General features: G+C 63.5%; 20 protein-coding genes. 9 read left to right on the top strand and 11 right to left on the bottom strand.

From position 1 onward, the window contains the following. Window positions 1-60 precede the first annotated feature (60 nt). The gene (locus tag M1D51_RS05550) at window positions 61-828 is read right to left on the bottom strand and encodes a sirohydrochlorin chelatase (RefSeq protein ID WP_458108859.1); all 768 of its coding nucleotides are present in this window, start codon (window positions 826-828) and stop codon (window positions 61-63) included. Here M1D51_RS05550 and M1D51_RS05545 point away from each other — a divergent pair, their 5' ends adjacent. Continuing rightward, complete coding sequence (locus tag M1D51_RS05545) at window positions 829-1,500, top strand: trimeric intracellular cation channel family protein (RefSeq protein ID WP_458108858.1); 672 nt, start codon at window positions 829-831, stop codon at window positions 1,498-1,500. 13 nt (window positions 1,501-1,513) lie between these two features. Further along, on the top strand, window positions 1,514-1,939 hold the full coding sequence (locus M1D51_RS05540; RefSeq protein WP_172324371.1) for a hypothetical protein: 426 nt from the start codon (window positions 1,514-1,516) through the stop codon (window positions 1,937-1,939). Between the two features lie 188 nt (window positions 1,940-2,127). On the opposite strand, the gene M1D51_RS05535 is transcribed toward M1D51_RS05540, so the two are convergent. The 4 genes from M1D51_RS05535 to M1D51_RS05520 all read right to left on the bottom strand — a co-directional run bounded on the left by M1D51_RS05535 (window position 2,128) and on the right by M1D51_RS05520 (window position 6,902). After that, window positions 2,128-2,997, bottom strand: a complete 870-nt coding sequence (locus M1D51_RS05535) for a type IV toxin-antitoxin system AbiEi family antitoxin domain-containing protein (RefSeq protein WP_458108857.1) — start codon at window positions 2,995-2,997, stop codon at window positions 2,128-2,130. A 657-nt stretch (window positions 2,998-3,654) separates the two neighbouring features. Further along, window positions 3,655-4,758, bottom strand: coding sequence for a polyprenyl synthetase family protein (locus tag M1D51_RS05530; protein ID WP_172324369.1), 1,104 nt, complete (start codon window positions 4,756-4,758; stop codon window positions 3,655-3,657). Between the two features lie 9 nt (window positions 4,759-4,767). After that, complete coding sequence (locus tag M1D51_RS05525) at window positions 4,768-6,111, bottom strand: geranylgeranyl reductase family protein (RefSeq protein WP_458108856.1); 1,344 nt, start codon at window positions 6,109-6,111, stop codon at window positions 4,768-4,770. Between the two features lie 29 nt (window positions 6,112-6,140). Continuing rightward, complete coding sequence (locus tag M1D51_RS05520) at window positions 6,141-6,902, bottom strand: demethylmenaquinone methyltransferase (protein ID WP_458108855.1); 762 nt, start codon at window positions 6,900-6,902, stop codon at window positions 6,141-6,143. Between the two features lie 91 nt (window positions 6,903-6,993). Between M1D51_RS05520 and M1D51_RS05515 the strand changes: the two genes are divergently transcribed. The 4 genes from M1D51_RS05515 to M1D51_RS05500 all read left to right on the top strand — a co-directional run bounded on the left by M1D51_RS05515 (window position 6,994) and on the right by M1D51_RS05500 (window position 11,003). Continuing rightward, window positions 6,994-8,349, top strand: coding sequence for an isochorismate synthase (locus M1D51_RS05515; RefSeq protein ID WP_458108854.1), 1,356 nt, complete (start codon window positions 6,994-6,996; stop codon window positions 8,347-8,349). A 158-nt stretch (window positions 8,350-8,507) separates the two neighbouring features. Continuing rightward, complete coding sequence (locus tag M1D51_RS05510; protein ID WP_458108853.1) at window positions 8,508-9,305, top strand: ABC transporter substrate-binding protein; 798 nt, start codon at window positions 8,508-8,510, stop codon at window positions 9,303-9,305. A 100-nt stretch (window positions 9,306-9,405) separates the two neighbouring features. Next, entirely contained in the window at window positions 9,406-10,197 is a 792-nt protein-coding gene (locus tag M1D51_RS05505; protein WP_172324364.1) for an amino acid ABC transporter permease, read from the top strand. Between the two features lie 11 nt (window positions 10,198-10,208). Further along, window positions 10,209-11,003, top strand: coding sequence for an amino acid ABC transporter ATP-binding protein (locus M1D51_RS05500; protein WP_458108852.1), 795 nt, complete (start codon window positions 10,209-10,211; stop codon window positions 11,001-11,003). Window positions 11,004-11,151: 148 nt separating this feature from the next. On the opposite strand, the gene menD is transcribed toward M1D51_RS05500, so the two are convergent. The 5 genes from menD to M1D51_RS05475 all read right to left on the bottom strand — a co-directional run bounded on the left by menD (window position 11,152) and on the right by M1D51_RS05475 (window position 17,635). Continuing rightward, window positions 11,152-12,861 carry a 2-succinyl-5-enolpyruvyl-6-hydroxy-3-cyclohexene-1-carboxylic-acid synthase gene (gene menD / locus M1D51_RS05495; protein WP_458108851.1) on the bottom strand — a complete coding sequence of 570 codons (1,710 nt, stop codon included), beginning with the start codon at window positions 12,859-12,861 and terminating at the stop codon, window positions 11,152-11,154. A gap of 177 nt (window positions 12,862-13,038) precedes the next feature. Beyond that, on the bottom strand, window positions 13,039-13,614 hold the full coding sequence (locus M1D51_RS05490; RefSeq protein ID WP_458108850.1) for an SOUL family heme-binding protein: 576 nt from the start codon (window positions 13,612-13,614) through the stop codon (window positions 13,039-13,041). A gap of 168 nt (window positions 13,615-13,782) precedes the next feature. After that, window positions 13,783-15,870: a PhoX family protein gene (locus M1D51_RS05485; RefSeq protein WP_458108849.1), complete on the bottom strand. Its 2,088-nt coding sequence runs from the start codon at window positions 15,868-15,870 to the stop codon at window positions 13,783-13,785. A gap of 78 nt (window positions 15,871-15,948) precedes the next feature. Next, window positions 15,949-16,965 (bottom strand): o-succinylbenzoate synthase, encoded by a 1,017-nt coding sequence (locus tag M1D51_RS05480; protein WP_458108848.1) that lies wholly within the window; start codon window positions 16,963-16,965, stop codon window positions 15,949-15,951. A gap of 61 nt (window positions 16,966-17,026) precedes the next feature. Continuing rightward, the gene (locus M1D51_RS05475) at window positions 17,027-17,635 is read right to left on the bottom strand and encodes a hypothetical protein (RefSeq protein WP_458108847.1); all 609 of its coding nucleotides are present in this window, start codon (window positions 17,633-17,635) and stop codon (window positions 17,027-17,029) included. A 102-nt stretch (window positions 17,636-17,737) separates the two neighbouring features. On the opposite strand from M1D51_RS05475, the gene M1D51_RS05470 reads away from it, so the two are divergent. The 3 genes from M1D51_RS05470 (at window position 17,738) to M1D51_RS05460 (ending at window position 20,105) form a co-directional block, all read left to right on the top strand. Continuing rightward, window positions 17,738-18,406 (top strand): DUF2510 domain-containing protein, encoded by a 669-nt coding sequence (locus M1D51_RS05470; RefSeq protein ID WP_458108846.1) that lies wholly within the window; start codon window positions 17,738-17,740, stop codon window positions 18,404-18,406. After that, window positions 18,403-18,990 carry a DUF2510 domain-containing protein gene (locus tag M1D51_RS05465; RefSeq protein ID WP_458108845.1) on the top strand — a complete coding sequence of 196 codons (588 nt, stop codon included), beginning with the start codon at window positions 18,403-18,405 and terminating at the stop codon, window positions 18,988-18,990. The genes M1D51_RS05470 and M1D51_RS05465 overlap by 4 nt, the downstream gene beginning before the upstream one ends. A gap of 62 nt (window positions 18,991-19,052) precedes the next feature. Continuing rightward, window positions 19,053-20,105: a LacI family DNA-binding transcriptional regulator gene (locus M1D51_RS05460; protein ID WP_458108844.1), complete on the top strand. Its 1,053-nt coding sequence runs from the start codon at window positions 19,053-19,055 to the stop codon at window positions 20,103-20,105. A 235-nt stretch (window positions 20,106-20,340) separates the two neighbouring features. Here the strand turns inward: M1D51_RS05460 and M1D51_RS05455 are convergent, their stop codons facing one another. Next, window positions 20,341-21,750: a glycoside hydrolase family 32 protein gene (locus M1D51_RS05455; protein WP_458108843.1), complete on the bottom strand. Its 1,410-nt coding sequence runs from the start codon at window positions 21,748-21,750 to the stop codon at window positions 20,341-20,343. Between the last annotated feature and the right edge of the window lie 21 nt (window positions 21,751-21,771).

Below are 21,771 nucleotides of genomic sequence, written 5' to 3'. Positions count from 1 at the left end.
CTTGTCCGGAGGACCTGTTCTATGCAGGTCCATACAGCCGCTTTTCCGCGCAGATAAAGGTTAGGAGAGCCTTTCCAACACTGCGTCGTACCGTTCCAGCGCGATCTCAGCGAGCACCCTCGATGGCAACAGTGGCGCCGCCACAACATCGGCCCCGGCCTTGGCCAACTGATCGTGGAAATAGCCGGTCGCCAGCAGGTACGAAGCAATGAAGACCCGGCCCGACCCACCGTCGGCGGCGAGTTCTTGGCGCAAGGAGGCCACGCCGTCGGGCACTGTGGGCTGGGCACTGGCGCCATAGGCCACCCGCACCTTGTTGGGCAGCAGGTCTCCGAGCAGCCTCGCCTGCTCCTCCGAATCAACCGAGCCGTCCGGAAGGGAGGAGCCAGCGGCAGCCAGCAGCACGCCGTCGTCCTCCTCCAGTCCGGCCGCGCGCAAGTGGGTGGCCAACAGCTCAGCCAGCCGCGCGTCCGGTCCCAGCGGCCTGGCAGCCACAACCTCGGGCCGGGCCTTGATTGCTTTGGGGACGTCCACTTTGATGTGGAAACCGGTTGAGAGCAAAAGCGGTACGACGACGGCGGGAGTCCCCTCGGGCAGGCCCTCCACCACGCCGCCCAACTCGGGTTCCTGCACGTCAACGTACGCCTCAACTACGCGCAAACCGGGGCGGAGGGCTTCAATGTCGGCCATGACCTGCCGGATGGCAGCTTGCCCTTCGGCATTCCGGGTTCCGTGGGCGCAAGCGATCAAAACGGGGCTGTTCATGGGAGCTAGCGTAACGTTGAGCCAGCATCTATTGAGATTCGTATCCAGAAAGAACCCGTCCACTTGATTTCCATCGACATCGTCCTTCTTTGGCTCGACCTGGTTGGCGTGTTCTTCTTCGCGGTCTCAGGATCCTTGCTGGCCGCCCGTAAACAATTCGACATTGTGGGCTCGGTACTCCTCGGGTCCATCGTGGCCCTGGGTGGCGGCGTGATCCGCGACATCATCATCAACGCCGGCCCACCCATCGCTTTCACGAATCCGGCGTACCTCGCTCCCCCGCTGCTGGCCGCGATGCTGGTCTACTTCCTGTTCTCCTCGGTCCAGCGCTTCACGTCGCTGCTGACCCTGTTCGACGCCGGTGGGCTGGCGTTGTTTTGCATCACCGGAACGCTGAAGGCCCTCACCGCGGGGATGAATCCCGTGGCCTCGATCCTGCTGGGTGTTACTACCGCCGTGGGCGGCGGGTTGCTGCGGGACATTACTGCGAACGAAATTCCCACGCTGTTCAACGCCCGCGATCTTTATGCCCTGCCCGCGTTTGTAGGGGCTGGCCTCACCACGCTCCTGTGGCATCTGGGTAACTTCACCGGGCTGACCGCATGCATTGTGGCTGCGGTTGTCTTCGCCTTCCGTGTCACTGCCTGGCGCCGCAGCTGGCACGTACCGCTGGCCGTCCGCGGATGGCACCGCCCCGGAGCTGGACCGGGCGCAATTTCGGGGGCCCGGGATTAGCTAGGATAAGAGCATGACTGACATGTTCCTCGAGAAGTTCCGTGCGCTGGTCCCAAAGTATCTCGAGGATGAATGGCAGGAAGAAGACGGCCTCACGCCTGAGGAACTCGATGACGCCCTCGCCGATCACTCCTTCACCATCCCGCTGGTTCTCCGCGAGTTCTACCTCGCAATCGGCGGTTGCGAGGACCTCATGGAGGCCTACCACTACTTCTGGGATCCCGAAGAGCTCGAGGTCGATGACGAGGGCTTCCTCATGTTCCTTGAGGACGAAGAAGAGCAGTTCACCTGGGGATTCCGGACAGCCGACCTCAGCATCCCGGACCCCATCGTCTGGCGCCGCAACAACGCCCGCGGCCAGTGGAAGAGCGAAGAGGGCACCTTCTCGGAGTTCGTGTTCGACATGTTCGAGTGGGCGTTCAACGACGACGAAGACTAACTTCCAGTTTTGATGCAGCCCTTTCCCTGACCTTGCCTGTCAGGGTGGGGGCTGTTTTGTTTGCGGGGGGGGGTGTGCGGCTGCCACCCACTTTGATCGCTGGATGGGCCCAACACGCCGTTCAGAAGGGCGTGTCGCTGGAGAATTGCGGTCAAAGTGGGTGGCGGCGGTACCGCCGCAGAGAATGCTTACGACGGCGGAACCCACCCGGGTGCGTACCTCGCCGGGGCAAAGCGGCCGGCTTCCCTCTTGCGTAGGACTGCCAGGACTTCACCCACCATGCGCTCAGGGTGGTGAACGACGTCCGCATAGTAGTAGCGGAGGCATAATAGCCCTCCCCGCATGGCTGCGTTGTTCCTGTACTGGTCCTTCTTGACCTGTTTCCCTTCAAGGTGGGTGCCGCCGTCGAGTTCTACGATCAGGCACTCGTTGACGAGGCAGTCCACCTCACCCACCCCCGGCACGTCCACGTGCATCTGAACCTTGAGGCCCGCCTTGGTGAAGTGTGTATGCGCCAGCACCTCGAGGAGGGAGTCGGCACGCGGAAGAACCAAGTCCAAGCTTTCCCGCATCCTGCCGTTTCTGTTGCCCGGAAGCTTTGACCTCAGGAAGTCGGTGGAGAGCAGTGCAAGGCTGACTGCACTCTGCACCATGACGAGCGCGTCGAGTTCCGGCAAGCATCGGAGGGCATGGATCAACACATCTGCTACCCCTGCAACAGGCAAGTACGGATGATCGGGGTGCAGACGGGCCCCGTGGTGGACCACTCGTAGCCTCGCCAGACCAGTGCTGCAGCTTAAATGGACTTCCTCTGCTCCCCCAAGAGTCCAGAGGCCATAGAACCGCGCGGCAGAGACGCAGGTGATCACGCCGTCCGCTCGAAAGGCAGCGACTACGTCCGGGTCGGCCTCGCTGAGCGTGTAAACGCCGCGGTGCAAACGCTTGACGGCCCCGGTACTGATAGCCTTCGCGAGGACCCGCTGGGAGAAGCCCGCCTTCCTGAGGGTTTCCGTCCTGGCTGTTCCGTGCCGGCTTCGGAGGAATGTGGTGAGGTCCATGTAGCCATGCTGGGTTCGACGCGGCCCTTCCGGTTGCCGAAATTGCCCCTATGTGGACAACCGCGCGCACCTCCACCACCCGCTTTGCCGGCCCAGGAGGGCAGGACACGCCCCCTGTGGTAGCAACCCCCGCACTTGGAACTCAAAGTGGGTGACACCGGCACCGCCCCTGAAAACTCGAGCGACCGACCACGCTCCGCACTGCCTGTAAATCAGGCCGCAAAGGATAAAAAAACCATTGACCCAAAGAGTTGCATATGTGACAGGATTGTCATAAGCTTTTCACGGATCCACTAAATGCCTCCGGTGGGTCTGATGCGAACGGAGATTGTGGTCCCGGTTCGGTGCAGCGTATGACTCGTAACGTTGCAGCGAGCCGGGGCCATTCCGTTTTTGCGTGGACCTCGCACTTTGGCGCGTACGGCCACCACCCACTTTGATTCCCCAGACCACCCAACACGCCGAAACTATAGGCGAGCCGTCCCCTCAGACCCACAAAGTAGGTGATGGCGGTACGGGATTCCCTCGACAACGGCGCCCCGGGGCCCAGCTAAGGTCACGACGGCCTGCACTATGTACCCGGACACAAAAACAAGCACCCGGAAACAAGAACAGGCGCCCAGCCAGAAGACCGGACGCCTGTCAAGAAGTGGAAAACTAGCTGCTGCGGTCCACCACGGCATGCGCGAAGTTGGTCAACGACGCCTTCACCACACCCTCGGGCAGCGGGGCCAAGGCAGCCACGGCCTCGGCGGACCACTGGCGGGCAATCTTCCAGGACTCGTTGGTAACCGGGTGCTCGCGCAGGCCTGCCACGGCCTCAGCCAGGGCTTCGTCGGAGGACAGGTCGCCGTCGATCAATTCCAGCAGAGCACTGGCGGAGGCATCCCCTGCAGCCGCGTCACGGCGGAGCAGCAGCACGGGCAAAGTGGGCACACCTTCACGGAGGTCGGTGCCCGGGGACTTGCCGGACTTGACCTTCACGCCGGTGACATCAATGACGTCATCCGCGAGCTGGAAGGCAACGCCCACCTTCTCGCCGTACTCCACCAGCAGGTCCTCGTAGGCCTCATCGGCGCCGGCAAAGATCGCACCGAGCTGACCGGACGCTGCCACCAGGGAACCGGTCTTGTCAGCGATGACGGACAGGTAGTGCTCCACCGGATCCTCGTCTTCGCGCGGTCCCACGGTTTCGTGGAGCTGGCCGAGGCACAGACGTTCGAAGGTTCGGGCCTGGATGCCCAACGCCCTGGAGCCGAGTTCGGACACGAGGATGGAGGCGCGGGCAAAGATCAAGTCACCGGTGAGGATAGCCACCGAGTTGCCCCAGACTTCATGGGCCGTAGGAGCGCCACGGCGGAAGGGAGCGGAGTCCATCACGTCATCGTGGTAGAGCGTTGCGAGGTGCGTGAGCTCCACAACTACTGCAGCCTGGACAACCTCGGAGCGTGAAGCATCGCCAAGGTGGGCGCACAACAGGGTAAGGAGGGGGCGGATGCGTTTGCCACCGGCTTCCACCAGGTGACGCGACGTCGCATCAGCCAGGGGGTCCGAGTTGGAGATGGCTTCGCGGAGCTTCTTCTCAACCCGGGCAAGGTTGGTGGTGATGGCAGGTCCGAGCTCGGCATCGCCGGCGATGGCGGCAAAACCGGCGGGCAGCTGGAGTCCCGTTGCGATCGCAGTGGTGTTGGGAGCAGGCTCAACAGAGTCCGGCAGGCCGTGCCCGGCATGCGTCCAGCTGTGTTCGGCAGAGTTCGTCACGGAATAACCCTAACTAGTTGTTGCGGAAACCGCGGAGTCGGTGCCTGCCGGCGTATGGGCGCGGGCAGTGGAAGTGTTGGAGGTGGCCGGAACCAGCATCTCAAGGACCCGGATGACGCGGTCTTCGAAACCCTTCGCGGCTGGGTCGGTGAGGTTGGCCAGCATGCGGACCACAAAGCGCATCAGCACAGGAATCGGCATCCCGGTCCGCAGTGCAAGCTTCATCACGGCCGGCTTGCCTATGAGGAAAGCAAAGGCACGGCCCAGCGTGAAGTGCGAGCCCCACTGGTCCCGCACGTAGTCGCCGTACCGCGAGAGGTGCGCATCGGCGTCGTGCGTTGACCAGCCGGCCGACGCCGAGCGGGCGGAGGCGTCAATGATGAACTCTGCCGCGAACCGGGCGGACTCCATGGCGTAGGAGATGCCCTCGCCATTGAACGGAGACACCATGCCGCCGGCGTCGCCCAGCAGAAGCAGCCCGGGTGAATAGTGCGGGGTGCGGTTGAATCCCATGGGCAACGCGGCGCCGCGGATCTCGCCCACCTGGTTTTCCGGCGTAAAGCCCCAGTCAGCCGGCATGCCGGCGGTCCATTCGCGCAGGACCTGCTTATAGTCCAGCTTGCCGAATTCCTTGGAGGAGTTCAGGATCCCGAGACCCACGTTGGACGTGCCGTCACCGACCCCGAAGACCCAGCCGTAGCCGGGCAGTGGCTTGCCGGACTTGCCGGGCAGTTCCAGCCAGCCTTCCATCCAGTCATCGTTGTGACGCGGGGACGTAAAGTAGGTTCGCACTGCGACACCCAACGGCCGGTCGTCACGCTTGTGCATCCCCAGCGACACGGCGGTTCGGGTCGAGTTTCCATCCGCAGCGAGCACGACGTCGGCATGGAAGTCGCGCGTCTCGCCCGTCTTGCGTCCGGACTCGTCAAGGATGGACGCCCGGGCGCCGATGACACGGCCGTCGTCGGCGGTCAGTGCGGAAGTAACGCTGTGGCGTTCCAGCACGACGGCGCCCGCGGCCTCGGCATGCCGGGCCAGCGATTCGTCGAAACCGAGCCGGGTGCGGATCAGGCCGTACGTGGGAAAGTCGGAAACCTCGGGCCACGGCAGCTCAATGGTGCGTCCGCCGGCAATAAGGCGAAGGCCCTTGTTCCGGCGCCACCCGTCCTCCACCGTGTGGGATAGTCCCAACTTCTGGATCTCGCGGACAGCACGGGGCGTAAGGCCATCGCCACACACTTTTTCACGGGGGAAGGAGGTCTTTTCCAGCACCGTGACGTCGATGCCCGCCTGGGCGAGGTAATACGCAGCGGTGGACCCGGCCGGGCCCGCGCCAACAATCAGTACTTTCACGTCGTCCTAAATCAGCAGGCGGTACGGGTTCAGCCGGCCTGTTGGCGCGGTTTGATCTGGCGGCGAAGCTTGGCCACGGGAACGCTGTCGCGATGCTCGGCCGGCTTCTGTGCGCGGTGCACGGCGACGATGCCACCGCTGAGGTTTCGGTACGTGATGTCCGTCCAGCCTGCGTCGCTGAGCCACTGGGCCAGGTGGTCCTGGTCCGGCCATGCGCGGATGGACTCGGCGAGGTACACGTAAGCGTCCGGGTTGGAGGAGACCTTGGTGGCGATGGCAGGGAGCGCACGCATGAGGTACTCGGTGTAAAGGTTGCGCCACAGCGGCACTACGGGATGCGAGAACTCTGCGATGACCAGGCGGCCGCCCGGCTTGGTGACGCGCAGCATTTCCTCGAGGGCCTTGCGGGGTTCAACAACGTTGCGCAGTCCGAAGGAGATGGTGGAGGCGTCGAAGCTGTTGTCAGCGAACGGCAGGTTGGTGGCGTCTCCGGCAATGAAGTCGATGTCCGGGCGGCGGCGCTTGCCCACTTTGAGCATGCCCAGGGAGAAGTCGCAGGCAACGACGTCCACACCGGCGTCGGCGTAGGGTTCGCTGGACGTTCCGGTTCCGGCGGCGAGGTCCAGGACTTTCTGGCCCGCCTTCACATCCATGGCATCCACCACGATCCGGCGCCAACGGCGCGTCTGCCCCATGGACAGGACATCATTGACGACGTCGTATTTTGGGGCGACATCATCAAACATCGTCGCAACTTCGTCCGGACGCTTTTCCAAGGATGCTCGGTTCACCTTGTAATTGTCTCAGACATTCAACGGACTTTGCTGCGCTGTAGAAGTCGGCTCAGATTCTGGTTGCCTGCGGGAGTACTGTTGTTCCATCATGACGAGCACGCTCCGCACCTTGACAGTCCCCCTCGATGTTGAATCATCCTCCGGGGGGCTGCCGTCATTTCTGGTGCGGGACGACGTCCTTTGCTGGTCCCGCCGCGAGGCCGGACTGGTGGGCTACGGCGAACTGACCCGCTTCAACGCCACCGGGCCCGAGCGTTTCCTCGAGGCCGATATCTGGTGGCGGCACCTCATTCTTGAGGCCGAAATCACTGATCACGTGGAGCTTCCAGGCACCGGTCCCGTGGCTTTCGGCTCGTTCGCCTTCTCCAAAACCTCCCCGCACGTGTCCCGCCTGATCCTCCCCGAACTGGTGGTGGGGATCCGCGATGGCCGCGCATGGGCTACCCAACTAACGTTCGACGACGACCCCCTCACCAAAGCGGGCGTCCTCGCCTCCGTGGACCGCTGGCTGACAGAACCGGAACCGAATGGTGAGGATTCAGCGGTAGGAGGGTCCGACGTCGTACCCTCACCCGAGGCTGTTGCCGCTGACGGCTCCGCCGGTCACCTGAGCTCCGGTTCCCTGAGCGAGGCCGCCTGGATGCAGGCTGTTTCCAACGGCGTGGAGGAGATCCGGGCCGGCAAGCTGGAGAAGCTGGTTTTGGCGCGCGACGTCGTCGCTACCCTTCCCGAGGGCGTCAACGCTGCGGAGGTACTTCGCCAGCTCGCCGCCAGATACCGCGAATGCTGGACGTACGGCGTGGACGGCCTGGTGGGCGCAACGCCTGAGATGCTGATTCAGGTGGAGGGCCGCACTGCGCAGGCCCGCGTGCTTGCAGGAACCCTGGATCGCCGTGATGCCGATGGCATGGACGGCTCCCCCATGGAGTATGCGGAGCGTGTCCTGGCTGGATCCGAGAAGCAGCGGCATGAGCACGAGATCGCGATTGATTCCCTGACCCGGCAGCTGGCTCCTTTCTCCGAGGCAATGAACTCGCACAACGAACCGTTCATTTTGGAGCTGCCCAATGTGTGGCACCTCGCTTCCGATGTGAAGGCTGAGTTGGCCGACATCGAGGGCCATGTGCCCACGTGCCTGGCCCTGATCAATGCCTTGCATCCCACGGCCGCAGTGTGCGGGACCCCGACGCTGGTTGCTGGCGCCTTGATCCGCAAGCTCGAACACCTGGACCGCGGCCCGTACGCCGGCCCTGTGGGTTGGCTTGACGCCGCCGGCAATGGTGAATGGGGCATCGCCCTGCGCGGTGCGGTGATCGAGGACGCCAACACGGTCCGGCTGTACGCAGGATGCGGGATCGTTGAAGGCTCGCAGCCGGAGGCCGAACTGGCCGAAACATGGGCGAAGTTCCGGCCGATGCTCGAAGCGTTGGGGATTCGCCGCTAAATCCGGTATCCCGGACAGTGCCTCTTCGCAGGTGGTTGATTAGTGAGTAAACTTGTTATCCAATAGTGAAACTTCGTTTCCTGTGATGCACATCTCACGTTCGGCGCTACACTAAAACCGACTCAGTTCAGCATCCACCGCAACAAAAGGTAAACAACATGCAGATCTCCCGTTCGGTTCTGTCCGGCACCAAGATTGCCGCCGTGCTCGCAGCCGGCGTCCTGGCCCTGACCGCCTGTGGTGGTTCCTCGACCCCCGCGGCCACCAACGAATCCGGCATCGCGCTCATCAACGCAGGCAAGCTCACGGTCTGCTCGGATGTTCCCTACGAGCCCTTCGAATTCCAGAAGGACGGCAAGATCGTCGGCTTCGATATGGACATTGCCGCCGAGATCGCCAAGGACGTCAAGGCCGAACTCAACGTGGTGGACAGCTCCTTCGAAGCCATCGAGACCGGCACCGCCCTGACCGGTTGCGACGTCTCCATCTCCTCGATCTCCATCACCGACGTCCGCAAGAACGTCATGGACTTCTCCACCCCGTACCTGGACGACGACCTGACCCTCGTGGCAACGTCCGCCTCCGGCATCACCAACCTTGATGGTGCCAAGGGCAAGAAGGTGGGCGTCCAGCAGGCCACCACCGGCGCACAGTACGCCAAGGACAAGGGAATCGACGCCCAGCAGTTCGAAGACACCGGCCTCCTGGTCCAGGCTCTCAAGGCCGGCACCATCGAAGCCGCCGTGGGCAACCAGTCAGTCCTGGGCTACGCCATCAAGGACGATTCCAACCTCAAGCGCGTTGAAGACTACGCAACGGGCGAGAAGCTGGGTATCGCCATCAAGAAGGGCAACACCGCCATGACCGATGCCGTGAACGCCACCCTGAAGCGCATCACCGATGACGGCACCCTGAAGAAGTTCGAGACCACCTGGTTCGGCGAAGCCACCAAGTAGTCCGAGCCCCGGCTCCCCCAGATCCACGCAGGCGGGCCCCGAAGCGATCTGTTCAGGTCCTTTCGGGGCCCCACCTGCGCAACATGAATGTGAGAACCCCATGGCAATGACTGCACGTCAACGAGCCAAAGTCAGTTTGTACGTCCAGGCCGGAATCTTTGTTGTGGCCGTGGCCGCCGTAATTATTGCCGTGGACTGGAAGACGATCGGCACCAGCGTCTTCAACTTCGCCAAGATCGGCCCGATGTTCCCGGACATCTTCCTGGTGGGCCTCAAGAACACCCTGATCTACACGGCACTCGGGTTCATTGTGGGCTTGTCCGGTGGCCTGCTGCTGGCACTGATGAAGCTTTCATCGTTCCCGCTGTACCGCTGGTTGGCCACGGGCTACATCGAGTTCTTCCGCGGCGTTCCGGCCCTGCTGGTCTTCATCGCGTTCGGCTACGGCGTACCCCTGGCCTTTGGAATCCAGTGGGATGTCAACATCATCGTGATGGTTTCGCTGGGTATGGTTGCTGCCGCGTACATCGCTGAAACCCTTCGCGCCGGCCTCCAGGCCGTGCCCAAGGGCCAGATGGAAGCCGCCCGATCGCTGGGCATGCCGCACTGGCGGGCCATGGTTTCGATCGTTATCCCCCAGGCGTTCAAGATCGTCCTGCCGCCGCTGACCAACGAAATCATCCTGCTCACCAAGGACTCCTCGCTGATCTACGTACTGGGTCTCACAGCCTCCCAGTACGAGCTCACCAAGTTTGGCCGCGATGGCATCTCCAGCCTGGGCGCCGGCCTGACGCCGTTGCTGGTAGCCGGTGCTTTCTATCTGGTCATCACCATCCCCTTGAGCCTCCTGGCACGGAAGTTCGAAAGCCGCTCCGCGCGGACCAAGCGATAGGCAGGATAGTCATGAATAACTCCACTGGGAGCACGGCCACCGTTCGCGCCGCCGGCGTCAATATCAAAGACCTGCGCAAGTCCTACGGCAGCAACGAGGTCCTCAAAGGCATCTCGCTGACGGTTGAACCGGGCCAGGTTGTCTGCCTGATCGGACCTTCGGGTTCGGGCAAGTCCACCCTGCTGCGCTGCGTCAACTTGCTGGAGCAGCCGAACGCGGGCACCATCAACGTTGGTTCCTTTGAGGCCACCGACCCCGACGTCGACCTCAACAAGATGCGTCAAAGCGTGGGAATGGTGTTCCAGCACTTCAACCTCTTCCCGCACCTCAGCGTCCTGGACAACTGCACCATTTCCCAGACGAAGGTCCTCAAGCGGTCCAAGTCCGAAGCTTCGGAGGTGGCGCGCCACAACCTCGAACGTGTTGGACTGGGGCACCTCGCCGACCGTTTCCCGGACCAGCTCTCCGGCGGCCAGCAGCAGCGCGTTGCCATTGCCCGTGCCCTGTCCATGGACCCGCAGCTCATGCTCTTCGATGAGCCCACCTCCGCTCTGGACCCCGAGACCGTGGGCGATGTCCTGGCTGTCATGCGCAAGCTGGCCCAGGAAGGCATGACCATGTTGGTGGTCACGCACGAAATGGGCTTCGCCCGCGAAGTTGCCGACCGCGTTGTCTTCATGGACGCCGGCGTAGTGGTGGAAGAAGGGCCGGCGGAGAACATCATCAGCGCTCCAACCCAGCCGCGTACCAAGGAATTCCTGCGCCGTGTTCTTGACCCGACGCACATTGGGGTGGAGGAAGCGTAGCCTTCCCGCACTCCCCCGCTGACGGGCGGGCGGCACTCTTCGTGAGTGTTGCCCGCCCGTTTTTGCGTTCTTGTGGGCGCTCTTTTGTTTCCCCGGGGCGCCCGTTTCCGCCTGGCGGGAACGGGCGCGAGGCTTGCCGGCGTTGGCCTCAACCGGCGGTTAGGACCTGGCTCACGGCTCCGGAAATGGCTTCCTTGATGCGTGCATGGAGCGCACGCAAGCCCGCCCGGTCCACGCGCACCTCCACAATGGTGCGGCCCTTCACCGGTGACTTCAGCGCCGCAGCAAGTTCCGCCGTCGTACTCACCGCTTGGTGCCCGACGCCGTACGCCGCCGCAAGCGCCGCGATGTCCACTGAGTGCGGGGTGCCAAAGAGGCGTTCGACGGCGGTGCCGTAGGCGCCTGAGTCTTCCACGGCGCCGTGCTCCAGGAGGCTGAAGATGGCGCCGCCGGAATCGTTGAGCACCACGATGCGCAGGTCCGGGACAGGTTCGCCGTGCCCGAGGAGCAGTCCCCCGGCGTCGTGGAGGAAGGTGACATCGCCCAGGAGGACGGTGGTTTCGCGGCCACTGCCCACGGCGATTCCCGTGGCTGTGGCGACGGTGCCGTCGATGCCGGCGAGGCCACGGTTTGCGTTCACGGTGGCGATGGGTTCCGGGTGGGGTTGACCGGCGAGGTCCACATCGCGGATGCCGTTGGAGGAGCCAAGCACCAACTGCCCCCGTGAATGTTCCCAGACGGCGGCACCCACGGATGGGCCGTTGGCAAGCGTCTCCTCCGCAAGCACTCCGTCCAAGCCGTGCTGTGCCGCTGCGCCGGCGAGGAGCCAGGAGTCCAGCCATTCGGCAGGTCCCCGGCCCGCGAATTCGGCGAGTTCGGGAAGGGTTTCGATCGGGGTTTCACGGCGTCGGCCGGCCTCGTACCAGGCAACGGGAACGGGCTGGTAAATCGCCGATTCCACCGATTCGCTTGCCAGCAAGGCGGCCACCGGGCGGGACAGGGTGGCCCGGCCAAACAGGACCACACGCTGGATCGGGGTTCTTGATCCGGGTCCGAAGTGCGCCAGCAGTACCCGGTATGGGCCCACCGCATTTGGTCCGAAGCGCGCGTTCGACGACGGTTCAGCCAGCAGCGGCAGACCATGGGCACGGGCAAACGCTTCAGCCACGGGGCCGGCGTCGTGGCCAGCAAGGACCACGGTACGTCGCTCGGCCAAGTGCTTCGGTGTCGCCGGAAGATCCAGCGTTTGAGGACCGGCGTCGTAGTGGAACACGCCGTGTCCGGCAGCGGCTGGAAGTGCGTCGCCGTCGGCCGGTACCAGCGGGTCCCGGAAGGCAAGATTCACTTGGACAGGACCAGGCGGGGTGTCCTCGAGGGCCCCGGTGGCCGCATATAGTGCGGTGGCAACGGCCTTTTGGGGATGGTCTCCAGCCGGGACGTCGACGGCGAATCTCACGTGATCGCCGAAAAGGTCCAGTTGAATGGTGGTCTGGTTGGCCCCGGTTCCGTGAAGTTCTTCCGGGCGGTCGGCGGAGACCACTACAACGGGAACGGCCGAATGATTGGCTTCCATGACAGCAGGCAAGAGGTTGCCAACCGCGGTTCCGGAAGTGGTCACCACTGCCACCGGTGCCTCGGTGGAAAGTGCCAGGCCCAATGCTGTGAAGCCGGCATCGCGTTCATCGATGCGCACGTGCAGCCTGACCCGGCCTGCAGCTTCTGCTTCAGCGAGAGCGTACGCCATGGGTGCAGACCGCGAACCCGGCGCCACCACCACGTGCCGCACACCGCCGTCGAGCAGTGTAGAAACGGCGATCCGGGCGGCGCCGATGGATGTCAGAGAGTCCTGGGAAGTCACCGTTCCAGTCTATTGGCGCCCGCCCCACCCCTCTCCCACATCCCTAACCCTTCCAGCCGTCCCTCTCCCACATCCCTAACCCTTCCAGCCGTCCCTCTCCCACATCCCTAACCCTTCCAGCCGTCCCTCTCCCACATCCCTAACCCTTCCAGCCGTCCCTCTCCCACCCAAGAGCCGTTAGCTTTCCTTGACGTCCAGCAATACCTCGTTATGTCGCAGGAACCAAGGCTTGAAAGGAGGGTCGAAACGCGCGAATCTGGGCGCACTGATCGGTGTAAGATCAGCCAACTGAAGGGCCTCGGTCAACGCAACCGTATGGCGCTCAAAGGCCGCAGCTGATCCATTGCCTGTGAATCGTGCAACGGCAGATAACGCCCCTGGCACCTCACGGATTTTGACCTTGGGTTCATTTGGCACCGGAGCAGTCTCCGCTGTCAGCCCCGCCGGCAAAACGAAGGCGACAACGTAGTCCCCGTCGCTACCATCCGGGAGGGGTCCGCTCTGCAGGACCGGCGCCGTCATAGCCAGTTTCTCTGACGTTCCGCTCTCCTGAATGACAGGCGCGGTCATGGTCAGCTTCTGCCTGGTGGTGTTGCTGCCGCTGATGTAGTTGAAAAGATAACGGAAGGCCTCGTTCCCGGCGCGATCAAAGGCCGCGTGAACTTCCACCTCCGCGAGAACATGCGGGGGATACCGTCTCAGTTCGAAGTGGGGATATTGCTGGACCAGATCGTACGGCTGCTGTTCAGTCATGATTCAACCGACCTTATGCCGACAGGGCTCGAGCCGCCAGAGCATTGGAGGTGACAGAGGGATCCGCTCAAGCACACGGGACGTGGAAGAGCGTCGGAAGACGACGAAAAGCTCCCCCTCCCTGGAACCGGGAAGGGGAGCATTCGTCAGTAAGGAAGAGGCCAAACGTTACTTGCGGAAGACCTGAACCACAGAGGGGCGGGGAGCCCGGGCCGCACCGGCAGCGGGGGTGGCGCCTGCAGGGACGTAGTCCGGGAAGAAGGAGTTCTGCTCCGCGAACGAGCCGTCCTCGCCCGGGTGCTGGACGGCCACAAACACGGTGCGCTCTTCGTCGTGGATGATCGGACCACACGTCTCGGCGTCGCGGGGAACGGCGAGGAACTGCTCCACCTTGCCGCGCTCAGGACCTTCGAGGGTGACCTTGAACAGGCCGTCCGCGTATCCGATGGTGCCGGGGGCGCCGTCGGTGGAGATCCAGAGGTTGCCCACGGAGTCGAAGGCCACGTTGTCCGGGCATGAGATGGGTGAGACCTTGTCAGCCGGGAACCCCGAGAAGTACGTGGAGGTGTTCTTGGCGGGATCGCCGGCCACCAACAAGAGGCTCCAGTTGAATTTGGTGCCCGTTTGCTCGCGGCCTTCGGTGATTTCCACGACGTGGCCGTCACGGTTCAGGTTGCGGGGGTTGACCTCGGTGGCGCCTTCCTTGCCTGCCTTGCCGCGATCGGTGTTGTTGGTGCATGCGACGTAGACCTTGCCCGTGCGCGGGTTCGGTTCAACATCTTCGCAGCGGTCCATCTTGGTGGGCCCCACCTTGTCTGCGGCGATGCGGGTGTAGACGAGGACCTCCGGCACGGTCATACCGGGCACAGCCGAGGTGCCGTTGACTACCAGTGGCAGCCATTCGCCGGTCCCATCGAAAGAACCGTCTGCGGGGAGCTTGCCGGTGCCGTCAATGTCCGCAGGAGAGTCACCGGTGAAGCGAGCCACATAGAGGTCGCCTTCGGAGAGCAGGTTCATGTTGTTCTTGCGGGCTTCGCGTGAGTCTCCGGGCTGGTACTTGCCCTTGGAGACGAACTTGTAGAGGTAGTCGAAACGCTCGTCGTCGCCCATGTAGGCCACTACGTGACCGGAAGGAGCGACGATGACGTTGGCGCCCTCGTGCTTGAAGCGGCCCATGGCGGAGTGCTTCTTGGGAGTGGACGTGGGATCGAACGGGTCAACTTCCACGATCCAGCCGAAACGGTTGGTCTCGTTGGCGTAGCCGGAATTGCGGGTGTCGAAGCGCGGCTCGTCGAGTTCCCACTGACGGGTGGTTGGCTTGGAGGAGATTCCGTATCGCTTGTCGCCGTCGCTGGTGCCGGGGGCAGCGAAGTAGCCGTTGAAGTTCTCTTCGCCGGAGAGGATGGTGCCCCACGGGGTGGTTCCACCGGCACAGTTGCCCAGTGTGCCCTTGATCCAACGGCCTGCCGGGTCATCGATCGTCTTGACCAGGTTGGTACCGGCGGCGGCGCCCGTCAGTTCGTAGACGGTATCTGTGAGGAAGCGACGGTTCAGAGGTGCGCCCTGGACGTAGTTCCACGGCTTGTTCTTGTTCTTGCGCTCGAGCTCCACTACAGCCAGACCATGTCCGGCGCGTCCGATGGCACGTGCCTCTTTGGGGTCGAAGCCTTCCGGCAGCATGATGTTCTCGTTGGTGTACTCGTGGTTGCTGAAGAGCACGGCACGGCGGTCCTTGGAACCCGGGATGGGCAGGATGTCCGTGTAGTCGTTGTTGTAACCGAACTGGCGGGCCTGGGCTGCAGCGGTCTGCGCGTTGAGGTCAAAGGCCGGTGAGTCGGCAAACAAGGGGTCGCCCCAGCGGATGATCGGCTTCCAATCGAAGCCCTCCGGAACGGTGAAGGCATCCACCGCAGCGTCCACGGGCTTGATGGCCGTGAACGTGAGCTTGGACTTCTCGAAGCCCTTCTTGGCAGCATCGGAGAGCCCGTTTCCCGGGTCGGCCACAGCGGTGTCACCACCGGTTACGGCACCACCGAGGACGATGGCGAGCGCTCCTGCGGCGCCGAGCCCCAGTGCTGCACGGCGGGACATGGCCGTTGAGGCGATGTCGCGGAAGTAGCCGTTGGCGCTCGTGTTGCAGACATCGCCCGAGCAGGCGTTGTCGCACTTCAAAGCACAGGTAACCGCACTGCGTTTGCCCTTGGTGTGGCCGAGCATGGGGAGCAGCGGAAACGTGCGTCCGGTGGTTTCAGACATTGGGGAAGACCTTCCAGAGGATGTACGAGGTTCCCGCTGAGCTTTTCAGCGGAATCCGAATCTGAGAGGTCTCTCCGGTTAAGAACCGGTGAACAAAGGGTGCTGGTTTGCCGCCAGGATTCCGTGCACCCTTCGCAGCCGGTCCAGCCACCACTCCCGGCGTTCCCTCGGGGCCGCGAACTGCTCAAGAAGTCCAGGATCGGCCACCGTTTCGCGTAACTGAATGCCGCCGTCGTCGGCCACCAGCGGGTCCAGCGTGATGTCCGATTCGAACAGCGATACTGTACCGAGTCCGCAAGCGTAAGGAAGCGCAGGCAGCGCGGCTGCGAGCGCCAGCCCGGCGCGGATGCCCACGGAGGTATCCAGCGCAGAACTGACGACGGCGGGCAGCCCGGCTTGCTCTACGATGTCCAGTGCCCGCCGGACTCCCCCGAGTGGAGCGACCTTGACCACTATGAGGTCCGCGGCGCCGGCCCTGGCTACCCGAAGGGGATCGTCCTCCTTGCGTACGCTCTCGTCGGCAGCGATGAGAACGGGCGTCCCTCCCTCAGAAAGCCGACGCCGGACCTCGGCCAGGCCCTCAATGGTGGGAACGGGTTGTTCAGCGTATTCAAGGCCTGCAACGGAGAGCTTGCCCAGCGCCTCCACTGCTTGCCCGATGTCCCATCCACCGTTGGCATCAACACGGATGGCGGCCTCGGGCAGAGCTTCACGTACTGCGTGTACCCGCGCAACGTCGTCCCTCAATGATTGCCCGCGTTCGGCGACTTTGATCTTGACAGCGTCCACGCGCCCGAACCGTGCCAGCACCTCCGGGACGCGTTCTGCGGGAACGGCGGGAACTGTCGCGTTGACCGGGATGGCGGACCGCCGCGGAGGGGGGAACCCCATCCACCCTGCTTCCAAGGCGGCGGCCAGCCAAGGAGAGGACTCGTGGTCGTCGTATTCAGGGAACGGGCAGAACTCACCCCACCCCATGGGCCCGCGGAGCAGGAGAGTCTCGCGCTCCATGATGCCGCGGAACTTCACCCGCATGGGCAACGAGACCACGTGGGCCGAATCGACGAGTTCTTCTAGGGAGGGAAGTGCAGGCATAGTGCCACTGTACCGGCGGCCTTCCGCCCCAAATACAGGCCAACCCGGCTATGTGGAAAAGTCATTCAGTCCAGTACTTCTGCACTCGCCCCAAGGCTTCTTCCAGATGCTCGCCGGGCAGGACGAGCGAGCCCTCAGGGATCCCCAAGGCCCGCCACCTGATCGCCAGCGTGCAGTCCCCTTCCAGCGGCAACGGCCACAGCCAATACCGTCCGGTGAACTGGACGGACTCGGCGTTGTTGCTCCCTCCGCCGCCGCCCAAGGTTGTCAGGACAGGGCCGGTCATGTCGTCACCCTCTTCAAAGGACGCCGGTCCGTGAATGGCCGCGACAGCTTTGCGTCCGTCCGCAAAAGCCACCCCTACTTCAAGTCCCGTCCTGGTATCCAGGCTGGACCGCGGGTGGTTATAGCTCTCCTCCACGATTTCCCGCCATTCCTGATCCGACTCATCCACGCGTCGAACAGACCACACCAGGTCCAACAGGCAGCCCGTGGAGTACACCTCTACCAACTTCAAAGCCACCACCATCCGCCGGCTCTTGTGCACAAACCCGCCAAGCGGGACCACGCCGGGCAATTCGTCCGACGGCGGCCCGGCCCACCCCGGCCTGATTGGCTGGGGTTGACGTGCCCGTTCGGGAGGCTCGGGGAGGGCGTCGAAGAAGCTCATCTTCCACTCATACACCACCTGACAGGCACTGGGGAGAGGTGCTTGGCAACCGAGGGGCAGCAATCGCGATATTCTCGGAAGACGACTCAATGTGGGGGAGATATGACTCAATCAACGCCCGGTTCCGCAACGCCTCCGGGATGGTATCCGGACCCTTCAGACCCGCGACTTGTCCGCTGGTGGGACGGCCGCGTCTGGACTGCCCACTTGGCTCCGCAGCAGGCCTCCCATCAGGTTTCCCGGCCGATGCAGTACCAGCAGGTGCAGTACCAGCCCGCGTTCAAAGCTCCGCGTACCCCGATCAGCGATGATACGCCCGTCTACAACCCGTTCATTTGGGCCATCACGCTGCTTCCGTTGGTCTCGGTGCTGTTCATGCTGACCTGGCAGCCTGAGTTCCGGGTCATCACCACGCGGCAGGGCGTGACCACCTTGGACCCGTTCTCGATGTACACGCCGGGGTATTTCCTCCTGTTGGCCTCGAGCCTGGTCATCTACGGCCTCTCGGTGTTCTTCGCGTACCTGGACTACCAGCGTTTGGGGAGGGCCGGCGTCGTGCGTCCTTTCCACTGGGCCTGGACGTTCCTGAACTCGGCGGTCTATGTCATTGGCCGTTCGGTGATCGTCAACAAGGTGGCGCCCAAACGCGGGCTGTTGCCGGTGTGGATCACCATTGCCGTGTTTGTGATCAGCATGGTGGTGGCCGGCATTTGGACGTCCAGCTTCATGCAGTCCATGTACTCCCAGCTCGGCTATTCTGTCGCGACGTGACAACGACGCCCGGCTGGTACCCCGACCCGACTGATCCCCGCCATCTGCGCTGGTGGAACGGCACCTGTTGGACGGGCCACGCGGGACCTCCCGTAATCCAGCCAGCGACTGCCCAACGCCCGTTGCTGGCCAAGGATCAAGCCGTGGGAAACCCGTTCATCTGGCTACTCGCATGTCTGCCCTTTGGCGTGGGTACCCTGATGCTGTCCTGGAACCCAGAGGTTCACACCTACATCGCAAGCAGCGGATACCTTTCCATCGATCCCACGTACATCTTCACAGCAGCCTATTTCGCGATCATAATCGGCTTGGTTCTCACGTACGGCGCAACAGTGGGCCTCGCTGTGTTCGACTACAGGTGGCTTTCCCGCAAAGGCGTTGTGCGGCCCTTCAGCTGGGCTTGGTCGTTCCTTGGCGGTGTGCCCTACGTGATCGGGCGAGCAGTCGTGATTCATAAGGTGGCACCACGAAGAGGGCTGTGGCCGATTGCGGCTATCGTTGCTGGGTGGGGGCTTTATATTGTGGCTGGGGTCGCCAAAGCGCTGCCCTTCATGCAGTCGGTGTTCTACGAACTGGGGTACTGAAAGCCCGTTACCTCACACGCGTTAGGTAGACTGCTGACAAGTCTGCAGGAGAGGAAAGCACCATGAACCGCAAGGCCACCGCACTGGACGTCGCCAAACGGGCGGGTGTGTCCAGAAGCGCGGTCTCGCTGGTTCTGAATGGCCGTGGTGACGGCAATGTGGCCAAGGAGAGCCAGGACCGGATCCGGGCAGCGGCACTGGAACTGAACTACTCCCCTAACGCCATCGCGCTGAGCCTGCGGAACCAGCGGTCGCGCGTGATCGGCATTCTCTCCGATGAAGTGGTGGTCAGCCCGTTCGACGGCAACATCATTGGCGGCGCGGACGACGTCGCCCGAAGCCGCGGTTTCGTCACCGTGGTCATGGACACTGAGCAGGACGCCGCGAGGGACGCCGGCGCTATCGAAACCCTCTTGGACCGGCAGGTTGACGGGCTGATGTACGTGACGGTGGGCCTGAAACCGATCGAGGTTCCGCCAGGCATGCTCCGCGTTCCCTCAGTGCTGGCCAACTGCTACGACGCCCACCCCGCACCCCAACTGCACCACGTCATCCCCGATGAACTCACCGGCGGCAGGGAGGCCACAGAGCACTTGTTGCAGCTGGGCCACCGGGACATCGCGCTCCTGGCAGGATCCGAGGACTCCCCAGCCGCGCCACTGCGTGTCCGGGGTTATCGGGATGCGCACGCCAAGGGCAACGTGCCGGTACGTGAGGGCAGGATTTTCATGGCCGGCTGGGATATTGATGCGGGTTATCGTGGCGCCATGAAACTTCTCGACGGCGTGTCCCCTGCTGATCGCCCCACGGCCATCATGTGCGCGAACGACCGCCTGGCCGTCGGCGTCACCCTCGCGGCCGCACGGCTTGGGCTCAGTGTCCCCGGCGACCTCTCCATCATGGGCTACGACGACGAAACCCGGATTGCCGACACCATGGTCCCGTCCCTGACCACCATGGCCCTGCCGCTGCGGGAGATCGGCCGCGCCGCCATGACCACGCTGCTGGATGCGATCGAGGGCACGGACGCCACTGGAAAAGGGACCACCGTTGAAACGATGGTCCCTTGCCGCTTGGTCACCCGCGAATCGACCGGCCCCGCACCTACGCGCTGAGTTGCGGGGCCCACTCTGCGCCCCAAACACACCCACAAACACGCACACCAGACCCCGCAACACACGCACCCCACCGTTGCCAGGCCCACTCTGCGCCCCAAACACACCCACAAACACGCACACCAGACCCCGCAACACACGCACCCCACCGTTGCGGGGCCTCCTCTGCGCCCCAAACACACCCGCAAGCACGCACAACAGGCCCCACAACACACGCACGACGCCGGCCTGCCGCCTATGCGGGCAGGCTCAGCTCCCACACGTCGGCAGTCGCTCCGGCGGGCAAGGTGAGTTGCCACTCCTCACCCGGAGCAGGGTAGGCCCGAAGCGTGGTGGCCACAGAGCCGGAGCGGTACACCTCAACAAGGGATGCATCGATGAAGATCCGGAGCTCCTCCCCCGCGGCCAGAGAGCCCGAATAAACCACTTGGGCCTCAGCCCCCGAGCCAAGGAGCAACGCAACGGAACCGGCACCCAAGCCCGCAACCGAGGAAGAAGCCCCCCGAACCAGCACCTCGGCAAACGCAGGTACAGCAACAGATCCCGTAGCTCCCGAAGCCACAGCAGCACCACGGTATGCAAGAACTTCGGGCGCAGGAGCAACCTCCAAAACCCCCTCAGCCACCGACAAAACGCGGGGATGCGTCAACACACCCGACCACCCGGCGTCGTCGATTTCTTCCTGGGTGCGGCCCCGCCGCCCGTCACGGCCGGGACCTTCGTTGGCCCACCCCCACAAGAGAGCAGAAGCAGCATCACCACCAGCGGAATAGGAAAGCTGAACAATCTGCGGCGCATAGAAGTCGCGGCCAAGATCCGCTTTCCCGCCGGAGGACGGCGTAAAGACCGGCAGCCCGGACGAAGGATCCGCGGAAAGGGACCCCACCAGGTACCCCACACCGTTGGCGTGCTCGTGGTCGTCGCCGGAGAGCCACAGCGAGAACATCATGACCCAGGTGGAGCCACCTGAAGCGATGGGCACCTCCACCAACTGCGGGCACTCCCAGATCTCAGCGGGGGTATGCGCAGCAGCCACGGGATCAGCCGTGGTCAGCCAGATCCCTTGGTATTTCCAATCGTCAAGGGAATCCACAGTGTAGAGCAGCAAGGCGGCGCGGCCGTCGGCAAGACCCGCCCCCTGCATGGCGTAACGTGCACCGCCAAACCAGAAAATAAAAGGGTCCCGCACAGCCGTAACCATGGGATCCGCCGGCATGGATGCAGCAACGTGGCCGTCCTGTTCCCAGGTGACCAGATCGGCCGAACCCCGGGCAATAACTACCTGCGAGTGCCCGCCGTGGTCCTGGACCCCCGAGTAGCAAGCTGTAGGCACGCCATCATCCATGGTCACTACGCCTGTCCAGCAGCCCGCCGAATCCGGCCCTCCGGCCTGCGGCGTAAGGGCGACGGGATGCTCCTCCCAGCGCACCAAATCAGCAGAGCTCAGGTGCCCCCACTGAATCTGTGAGTGCCTAGCGGACAAAGGGTTGTACTGAAAAAACACGTGGTACCGGCCGTCGATGTAGCTGATGCCGTTGGGATCGTTGATCCAGCCCTGCGCCGGCCTGGGGTGGAAGCGCGGGAACGCGGGATCCGGGTGGGTGGCGGCAGCAGCCAGGGATGAGGAGAGTGCAAGGTCCGTCAACGGAACCCCTTTCAAAAGCGA

Source organism: Arthrobacter sp. R3-55, from assembly GCF_054161505.1.
Note: the sequence above shows the minus strand (reverse complement) of the source record. Positions and strands in the feature narration are given on the sequence as shown.

Coding starts and splice junctions, on each gene's coding strand:
- M1D51_RS05540 (WP_172324371.1), top strand. CDS start 1,514: ATGACTGACATGTTCCTCGAGAAGTTCCGTGCGCTGGTCCCAAAGTAT.
- M1D51_RS05535 (WP_458108857.1), bottom strand. CDS start 2,997: ATGGACCTCACCACATTCCTCCGAAGCCGGCACGGAACAGCCAGGACG.
- M1D51_RS05515 (WP_458108854.1), top strand. CDS start 6,994: ATGACGAGCACGCTCCGCACCTTGACAGTCCCCCTCGATGTTGAATCA.
- M1D51_RS05510 (WP_458108853.1), top strand. CDS start 8,508: ATGCAGATCTCCCGTTCGGTTCTGTCCGGCACCAAGATTGCCGCCGTG.
- M1D51_RS05505 (WP_172324364.1), top strand. CDS start 9,406: ATGGCAATGACTGCACGTCAACGAGCCAAAGTCAGTTTGTACGTCCAG.
- M1D51_RS05500 (WP_458108852.1), top strand. CDS start 10,209: ATGAATAACTCCACTGGGAGCACGGCCACCGTTCGCGCCGCCGGCGTC.
- M1D51_RS05490 (WP_458108850.1), bottom strand. CDS start 13,614: ATGACTGAACAGCAGCCGTACGATCTGGTCCAGCAATATCCCCACTTC.
- M1D51_RS05485 (WP_458108849.1), bottom strand. CDS start 15,870: ATGTCTGAAACCACCGGACGCACGTTTCCGCTGCTCCCCATGCTCGGC.
- M1D51_RS05480 (WP_458108848.1), bottom strand. CDS start 16,965: ATGCCTGCACTTCCCTCCCTAGAAGAACTCGTCGATTCGGCCCACGTG.
- M1D51_RS05475 (WP_458108847.1), bottom strand. CDS start 17,635: ATGAGCTTCTTCGACGCCCTCCCCGAGCCTCCCGAACGGGCACGTCAA.
- M1D51_RS05470 (WP_458108846.1), top strand. CDS start 17,738: ATGACTCAATCAACGCCCGGTTCCGCAACGCCTCCGGGATGGTATCCG.
- M1D51_RS05460 (WP_458108844.1), top strand. CDS start 19,053: ATGAACCGCAAGGCCACCGCACTGGACGTCGCCAAACGGGCGGGTGTG.